The sequence below is a fragment of the Endozoicomonas sp. SESOKO3 genome (assembly GCF_024606255.1).
The window spans coordinates 1-1,781 of sequence record NZ_JAHHPR010000738.1 but is presented as its reverse complement, the minus strand read 5'-3'; the positions used below and the strand labels follow the sequence as shown (position 1 = coordinate 1,781).

2 protein-coding genes are annotated in these 1,781 nt (G+C 47.1%); both read right to left on the bottom strand.

Annotation, left to right across the window (positions count from 1 at the left end; all coding sequences use genetic code 11):
- Nucleotides 1-271: 271 nt before the first annotated feature.
- On the bottom strand, nucleotides 272-1,246 hold the full coding sequence (locus KDK18_RS13010) for a DUF523 and DUF1722 domain-containing protein (RefSeq protein WP_257255356.1): 975 nt from the start codon (nucleotides 1,244-1,246) through the stop codon (nucleotides 272-274).
- A gap of 223 nt (nucleotides 1,247-1,469) precedes the next feature.
- Nucleotides 1,470-1,664 (bottom strand): hypothetical protein, encoded by a 195-nt coding sequence (locus tag KDK18_RS13005; RefSeq protein WP_257255355.1) that lies wholly within the window; start codon nucleotides 1,662-1,664, stop codon nucleotides 1,470-1,472.
- Between the last annotated feature and the right edge of the window lie 117 nt (nucleotides 1,665-1,781).

The window sequence follows — 1,781 nt, the reverse complement described above, 5'->3', positions numbered from 1 at the left end:
AGCCTGTTAGGTGACTAACGGGAATCTCGCTCCTTCAGGGGCGAGAGGATGTCAAGATACCGTTCCCGAAACCTTAAAGGTCGATGTAAATCCTGTCAGCACGCTCATAAAATTAGTAATAAGTAATTTTTAAATTTTATAAAATAGGTTATTACAAATGAATTGGCATAAAGAGCTGAATTTACAGCAGACCGTTTTTTCAGACTGTACTATTGAGCGTTGCAAGTTCGCCAGACACTTGCGCCCGGCGTTTATTTTGGAAGGTCAGGCTTCAGATCTGATTTCTGAGCCCTAATTGATCAGGGTGAGGGAGAAGATAGGTCTGCTGCTGGATGTAGTCGTTGCCATGATTTTCAATGAAATGACGTAGCATGGTCATTGGCACTACTAACGGCAGGATACCCTGACGGTACTCTTCGACCAGTTTGAGAAACTGGTTTCGCTCTGTGGTGTCCACAGTCTTCTTTACGTAGCCCAGAATGTGCAGCATGGTATTAGTGTGGGACTTCCGGGTTGCCCTTTTTTTCAGGGTGTTCATGAACTCTTCGAAGTATTGTGCCAACAAAGGTTGCAGTTCCATCTTGCCGCCTTTGGCAACGAGCTGTCCCAGGGCACTATAATCGCTGGGATTGTGAGCCATGATCATATATTTGTGGGTTGAGTGAAAATGAACCACAGCGGCATGACTGGGATTTTTCAGTACTTCGCTGTGCCAGCGGTGGTAGGCATACACCCGGGTGAAAAAATTTTCCCTCAAAACGGGATCATGGAGTCGGCCTTCTTCCTCCACAGGCAGAAGAGGTTGTGCTTCCATCAGGGCTTTGGCGTATGCACCTGCAGAACTGACGCCAGAAGGGAAGCCGTTTTCATGGTAGACCTTGACCCTTTCCATGCCACAACTGGGGGATTTTTGCATCAGGATATAGCCACTGATATCGGTTAATTCTCTGGCTTTTCTGTAGCCATAATCAGTCAGCTGATCGGTAACGTCCACATCTGGGTGATCGGTACCCACAACCCTGACCTGCTGGATATCCCCAACCAGACGAATAGGTTCCCTGGGGGTGCCCAGTCCGATGGCCACTTCCGGGCAGACAGACTCGAATTGGAAGAAATGACTCAGGGTATTCATACAAAACGAAGAGCGCTTGTGCCCACCATCGTATCGGACTTTCTGACCCATCAGGCAGGCGCTGATGCCGAGTTTGATGTCTTTTTCGGGTTCTGGAATTGAGACGATAGCCATTAAAACTTCCTCTTTATTATCCTTTTGCTTTCTATGTAACTTATTTTAGAGCAACCCCCTGGAGCCTATCGGACAGTAGGAAAGTTCGATCTGAATTCCAGAAAGAGCGGCTATCTTTTTCGTTGTAAGCGCACAGCGAGACCCGGGTACAAATGACAGCACGATAGGCTGATATAATACCCGGCACGTATAAAACCGACAATAATGAGGGGGTGGGTTGCGCTCACTTAAGGAATTCCCATATCACTATTGCTGAGAAACCACCCACAACCCCAGACACATAATCGGGCAGGGAAAAACCGAATAGACTGCGAACCAACAAACCGATTAAGAAACTGGCCACCAACATCACTGCAAGGGTAATCAGGCATCGTTTCCAGAGAGGCAATATGGACGAAGCAGTTTTGACGTCAGTCATGATGATCCTCAAATGATCATAATCTCACAGTCTAGTAGGCGGCTGTCATAACCCGCAAATTCAGAGGCGTTATAAACAGCATGAACTATCCGATTTTTTTTAAGGCTGCTTCAAGGC